Here is a 5712-nt window from a genome sequence, read left to right as displayed (position 1 = left end):
GTCGAGCCTCGGGGTCGCAACCGACGTGCTGGCCGTTCTCTCCGAGTTCGCACCGGACGAGGCGTTCGCCGAGATTCCGGAGGCGGTGCTCGAAACCCACGCCCGGACCGTCGAGTCGAACCCGTTCCAGTACGCGACGCTGGCGCTCGCCGCCGACCGCAACGCGACCGGCTCGCTCGAACTGACCGTCGCGGGCGACGAACTCCCCGAAGCGTGGCACGACCGACTCGCGGAGACGTACCTCCCGATGCGGGTGTTGACCCGGCGGCCGCCGACCGAGGACGGCGTGGCGGCGTGGTGTGAAACACTCGGGGTGGAGAACGTGCCACCGATTTGGGCCGACCGCGAGTCTGCGGGCGAACCGACGCTCTACGTCTGTCGCTCCTTTACCTGCTCGCCGCCCGTGACCGACATCGACGCCGGACTGGAGTGGGCCGACGACCTCGCGCCGGAGTAGCGTTCACATCGCGTGGAGAGCTCATAATAGAGGTGTTCGAATTCAGGCCAACGCGTCGCTTTCGAGCAGTTCGCGGGCGACGTACTCGGCGGCCGGTCGGTCCTCTTGTTCCTCGAAGCGGGCGATTTCCTCGCCCGCCCGCTCGACCACAATTGTCGGGATGAGCGTCACGTCGTACTCCTCGGTGAGTTCTCCGACCTTCTCGTCGTCCACTTCGTAGACGTGGATTTGCTCCCCTTCGACGCCCGCGGCGTCCAGCGCGGCGAAGAAGTCGGGCAAGCGTGACCGGCAGTCGCCGCACCAGTCCGCACCCCAAACGCGATAGGTGAGTTCGCCGAGACCCGATTCGAAGGCGCCTATCGTCTCGCTGTGTTCGCTCGCGTCCCACTCGGGATTCGGTTCTGTCGATTCCATAGTCGGGACTGGTGGCGAACGCGGATAAGAATTCCCGCTTCCGGCACCGACTGCCGGAGTCCAGTAGGGGTTTAGGCGTGGGATTCGTACCGCACACCATGAAATCCTCCATCCTCGACGCCGTGGGGTCGCCACTCGTTCACGTCCGGTCGCCCGAGGGCGCGACCGTCGCGGCGAAAGTCGAATCGTTCAACCCCGGCGGGTCGGCGAAGGACCGCCCGGCACTGGCGATGGTCGAGGCCGCGGAGCGCGCGGGGGAGCTCCAGCCCGGCGACCGAATCGTGGAACCGACGAGCGGCAACACGGGCATCGGCTTGGCGGTCGTCTGTGCCGCCCGCGGGTACGACCTCACCATCGTCATGCCCGCGTCGAAGTCGCCCGAGCGCAGACAGCTTCTCAAAGCCTACGGCGCTGACCTCGAACTCGTGGACGGCAACATGGAGTCCGCCAAGGCGCGCGCGGACGAGCTCACCGAATCGGCCGACGCGGTGCAACTCGGCCAGTTCGAAAACGCGGCCAACGCCGAGGCTCACTACCGCACGACGGCCGAGGAAATCATCGAACAGGTCGATGGCCGCGAGATAGACGCCTTCGTCGCGGGCGTCGGCACCGGCGGGACGATAACCGGAACCGCCTCGCGCCTGCTGGAGGAGTACCCGGACATGGAAGTCGTCGCCGTCGAACCCGAGCGAAACGCCGTCCTCTCGACCGGCGAACCCGGCGAGGACGAGTATCAGGGGATGGGCCCGGGATTCGTCAGCGACCTGCTCGACACCGACCTGCTCGATTCCGTCGAACGCGTCGCGTTGGAGGACGCGGAGGACGAATGTCGGCGTCTCACCCGCGAAGAAGGCATCTTGGTGGGCCAGTCGAGCGGCGCGGCGAGCATCGCGGCCTACCGTGTCGCCGAACGACTCGCTCGGCCGGAACTCAACTGCCCGGAGGTCCCGGAGGAGTGGCAGGACGGCGGGAAACACGACGAGAACGAACAGGTGGCATCCGATGGCGGAGTCGGCGAAGAGTACGACGACTGTCCGCTCGTCGTCACCGTCTTCCCCGACAGCGGCGAACGCTACCTCTCGACGGGCATGTTCGACTGAAGGGGTGCCGACAGGGATAACTCGACATCGGGACGATTTTCAGAAACTGGGAACGATGAGCCGACGTTTTGTACCCCGATGCGCTGTTTCCGGCGTGGGTTAGCCATGGCCCATCCGTATCGCCTGCTCCGCTGACGTAGCGATCTCCCGGTCTCCCGGTCTCCCGAAGCCCCCTACCCATCTCGCCCCGCGTCGAGGAGCACGGCGACGGTATTCTGCAGGTATTGCGCGGCGGACGCGAGAGCCATCAGACCCTCCATCACGGCCTGTCGGTTCGCGCCGTCGGGATAGATTCGATGTTCGAGTCGAATCGACCGCGCATCCACGAACTCACACGACGCCCCCTCCGCGTCGAGGAGGGTGTAAAAGCCCGGCGTCGCCGCCAACGCCGGTCCGATTCGCGTCAGTAGTTCGTTCCGGTCCTCCTCGCTTTCGAGGAGCGTTTGCGTCCCCTCGGTGTCGAACGCTGTGTCACTGACCAGTCGAATCGGACCCAGCGTCTCCTCTTTCACGATGTGTATCGGCTGGTGTGCGAGGCGAAGCCGAATCGTGAACTCGGTTCCCTCGTCGCTCACGTATCGAACGTCGTCCACGACCGTCCCGTCGAGCCACGCCGCTACCTGCTCCTCGCTGATTGGCCCCACCATACAGCCCTCTCGCCGAGAACGTGGAAAAGGATTGTGCCGGAACTGTCGGGAGCGATTTCGTCCGAATTCGTGTCGTTTCTCCCCGCCAGACCCCTTCTCCGTTTCCGTCTACGCTCGGAACTCGTCTTCCGTCACGCGGACGACCAGCGTGTCGTCCACGTCGCGCAGGTCGTACTCCGGGACGCCATCGACGGTTCGGGCGACGTACATCGGTTCCACGAGTTCCGTGCCGAACTCCCCGTCCACCACGCCGTACACCTTGAGCAGCGGGTCCGTCTCGGCGGCTTCCACCTCGCGGTCGCGCACCCGTGCCGCGAGCTTTCGGGAGAGCCACTCCTCGTCGCTAACGCTCGGGTCGAGGACGAGCGCTTCGTCCACGAACCGAACCAGATACCAGTTCAGGTCGTTCAAGAGCGACGTCGCGGAGCCGACGCTGATGGTTTCGAGTTCGAGGCAGTTACCGTACGGTTCGCGGAGTTGGTAGGTGGCGAGCGCGTCGCGCGCCGTCTCACGGGAGAACAGTTCGGCGCGCAACTCGACTTCATCCGAACCGACGAGCAGGACGCGGGTCACAGTTTCCGGTGGGAGCGGCGAAGTAAAGCGATTTCGTCTTGCAGCAGCGACCGACCCGTCGCCACCGTTCGTGCGACACCGTCCGACTCACGGGCCGGACAGACCGTCGCCATCAGGAGAGGAGGGCGGCAACGTCCGTCGACGAGACCATTCCCACGTACTCTTCGTCCACGACGGGGAGGTGTTTGATGCCGAAGGTGGTCATCATCGCGGCGACCTCCTCCATGTAGAGGTCGGGGGTGACGGTTTCGACGTCCTCCGTCATCACGTCGGCGACCCGCACCTCCGTCGGGTCCAACCCGTCGGCGGCGACGTCCAACACGTCCGAACTGCTGATTATCGCCCTCGGCGAACTTGTCACCACGAGGGCGCTGATTTCGTTGTCACGCATCACCGTCGCGGCTTCGGAAACCGTCGCGTCCGACGGGATGGTTTTCAACGGGGTGGACATCATGTCCTTCACACGAGTTCTGTCGTTGGTACTCATACCACGTAGACGAACCGGAGGGATATTGTTCTTTTCCCGGTTCGAGTCGATTCAAAACGAAATTTACTGACAATTCGTCGCTACCCATTTCGATTTTCAACCATAGCAGTCGGAAAATCGAAAGGTTGAACTATCGTATTCGACGACCCTGTGAAAATGCCGGATGAATTCGATGCGGACGGTCGGCCGGACGTTTTCGTCCGACCACTGGGATACGTGGCCGACGAGCCAGCGGTTCGGCGTATCGGCGCGCGGGACCTGTTCATCGGGAACGAATCGGCGGCACGTCCCGACTGCCACGACCGCTACGACCGGACGTTCGAGTACGTCCTCTCGGCCTCGACGGAGAAACAACCGCTCACCACGCACCACCATCCCCTCATCGACGGGACGGGAAACGAGTGGCGCGCGTTCGAAGCGGCCGTGGACACCGCGCGGCGACTCTTTCGCAGGGACGGGTCCCTCCTCGTCCATTGCACGGCGGGGATTTCGCAGAGTAGTACGCTCATCGCGACCACGGTCGCCGCCGAGGAAGACAGAGAATTTCACGACGCGCTCGCCATCGTGCAGGACGCTCGGCCGCACGCGATGCCGAATCCGGCCCTCCACGAGTTGGCGGTGACGTACCTCGCGGCGAAAACGTAGGTCGTCGGATTTCGACGACTCTCGCGCTACTCCGCGAAGAACTCGACCAGCAGGTCGCTCACTCGCTCCGGCCTGTCGTTTTGTACCCAGTGGCTGGCACCCGGCAGTCGCTCGATTCGGAGGTCTGGAATCCACCGGTCCAGCCCCTCGGTCAGTTCGTTTCCGAGGGCGAAATCCTCCGTCCCCCAAATCAGCATGGTCGGAACTCGCACGTCGAACGAGTCGTTCGACCCGCCGACGAGGGACCGAAGCTGGGTCGGAACGCTCTGCCGGAACAGCGCCCGGTAGTAGTTGATGGAGCCGGTCAACGCCCCCGGTTTCGCGGCGGCCTCGACGTAGCGCCGAACGTCGTCATCGGTGAACGCATTCGGATTCGTCGGGGTGTCCGTGAAGATGTTCTCGATGGACTCGTACCCGCGGGCGGACAGGAACAGTTCGGGAAGCCACGGCAGTTGGAAGAAGAATATGTACCACGACCGTCGGAGTTGCGACGGCGTTCGAAGCACCTCTCGGAATCGACCCGGATGTGGAGCGTTCATGACGGCGAGTTTGTCCACGCGCTCGGGGCGGTCGATACCGACCTGCCACGCGACGGCACCGCCCCAGTCGTGTCCGACGACGTGGGCCGTCTCCTCCCCGAAGTGGTCGATGAGGCCGGTCACGTCGGCGACCAACTCGTCCGTCCGATACGCATCGACGCCGTGCGGTTTCTCCGAGTCGTTGTAGCCGCGCATGTCGGGCGCGACGACGCGATAGCCGTCCGCGGCGAGCGCCGGAATCTGCTCGCGCCACGAGTACCAGAACTCGGGAAAGCCGTGGAGGAGGAGGACGAGCGGTCCGTCTCCGGCCTCGACGTAGTGGAGACGGACGCCGTTGACGATAGCGTCGTCGTGGGTCAGTTCGGGCATGCGTTCATCCACGGTATTTTCGTGGATAAGCGTTGACATACGGTCGTGATGGTCCCCCCAGTCGCCGATTCGTTTACCCTCCCTCTCACGGCGGTTCAACCGAGTCAGCCGTACCTGAACGGCCTGAAACTCTCGCTCGTGACGCAGTGGTTCGACTTCGACGCGCCGAACTACGACCCGCTCCCGGTTCGGAAATTCGACGACAGATGGACGCTCACGGACGGACACACGCGCACCTTCGCCGCCCATCTCTCCGGTGCGGACGAACTCCGCGTCGTCCGGGACACGGACGATATTTCGATGGGGACGTACGAACGATGCGTCTCGTGGTGCAAAAGCGAAGACGTCACCGAGATTTCCGACCTCGCTGGGCGGGTCGTCACGAACGCGACCTTCGAACGACTGTGGGTTGACCGGTGCCAGTCTCTGGACCGCGATTAATCCAAAATCCGCCCGATGTAGTCGTCCATGTCACGAGCGA

General features: G+C 64.1%; 8 protein-coding genes and 1 pseudogene. 4 read left to right on the top strand and 5 right to left on the bottom strand.

Annotated features, from left to right (window positions below; genetic code table 11):
* Positions 1-457: pseudogene (locus tag BG842_RS09220) on the top strand (thioredoxin domain-containing protein); the annotation flags it as partial.
* A gap of 42 nt (positions 458-499) precedes the next feature.
* On the opposite strand, the gene BG842_RS09215 reads toward BG842_RS09220, so the two are convergent.
* Positions 500-871, bottom strand: coding sequence for a thioredoxin family protein (locus BG842_RS09215; RefSeq protein WP_069450533.1), 372 nt, complete (start codon positions 869-871; stop codon positions 500-502).
* Positions 872-969: 98 nt separating this feature from the next.
* On the opposite strand from BG842_RS09215, the gene BG842_RS09210 reads away from it, so the two are divergent.
* Positions 970-1971 (top strand): PLP-dependent cysteine synthase family protein, encoded by a 1002-nt coding sequence (locus tag BG842_RS09210; RefSeq protein WP_069450532.1) that lies wholly within the window; start codon positions 970-972, stop codon positions 1969-1971.
* Between the two features lie 173 nt (positions 1972-2144).
* On the opposite strand, the gene BG842_RS09205 is transcribed toward BG842_RS09210, so the two are convergent.
* The 3 genes from BG842_RS09205 to BG842_RS09195 all read right to left on the bottom strand — a co-directional run bounded on the left by BG842_RS09205 (position 2145) and on the right by BG842_RS09195 (position 3678).
* Positions 2145-2618, bottom strand: coding sequence for a hypothetical protein (locus tag BG842_RS09205; protein ID WP_069450531.1), 474 nt, complete (start codon positions 2616-2618; stop codon positions 2145-2147).
* A 108-nt stretch (positions 2619-2726) separates the two neighbouring features.
* The gene (locus BG842_RS09200; RefSeq protein ID WP_069450530.1) at positions 2727-3191 is read right to left on the bottom strand and encodes a DUF5804 family protein; all 465 of its coding nucleotides are present in this window, start codon (positions 3189-3191) and stop codon (positions 2727-2729) included.
* 112 nt (positions 3192-3303) lie between these two features.
* Complete coding sequence (locus BG842_RS09195) at positions 3304-3678, bottom strand: CBS domain-containing protein (protein ID WP_175424113.1); 375 nt, start codon at positions 3676-3678, stop codon at positions 3304-3306.
* A gap of 156 nt (positions 3679-3834) precedes the next feature.
* Here BG842_RS09195 and BG842_RS09190 point away from each other — a divergent pair, with 156 nt between their 5' ends.
* A complete protein-coding gene (locus tag BG842_RS09190; RefSeq protein ID WP_069450528.1) occupies positions 3835-4323 on the top strand; it encodes a dual specificity protein phosphatase family protein in 489 nt (162 codons plus the stop codon).
* A 26-nt stretch (positions 4324-4349) separates the two neighbouring features.
* Here the strand turns inward: BG842_RS09190 and BG842_RS09185 are convergent, their stop codons facing one another.
* Positions 4350-5270, bottom strand: a complete 921-nt coding sequence (locus tag BG842_RS09185) for an alpha/beta fold hydrolase (RefSeq protein WP_069450527.1) — start codon at positions 5268-5270, stop codon at positions 4350-4352.
* Between the two features lie 9 nt (positions 5271-5279).
* On the opposite strand from BG842_RS09185, the gene BG842_RS09180 reads away from it, so the two are divergent.
* The gene (locus tag BG842_RS09180; protein WP_069450526.1) at positions 5280-5672 is read left to right on the top strand and encodes a ParB/RepB/Spo0J family partition protein; all 393 of its coding nucleotides are present in this window, start codon (positions 5280-5282) and stop codon (positions 5670-5672) included.
* Positions 5673-5712 lie beyond the last annotated feature (40 nt).

It is taken from the genome of Haladaptatus sp. W1 (genome assembly GCF_001723155.1).
In the GTDB taxonomy this organism is placed as follows: Archaea; Halobacteriota; Halobacteria; order Halobacteriales; family Haladaptataceae; genus Haladaptatus; species Haladaptatus paucihalophilus.
This window is presented reverse-complemented; position numbering and strand designations above follow the sequence as displayed.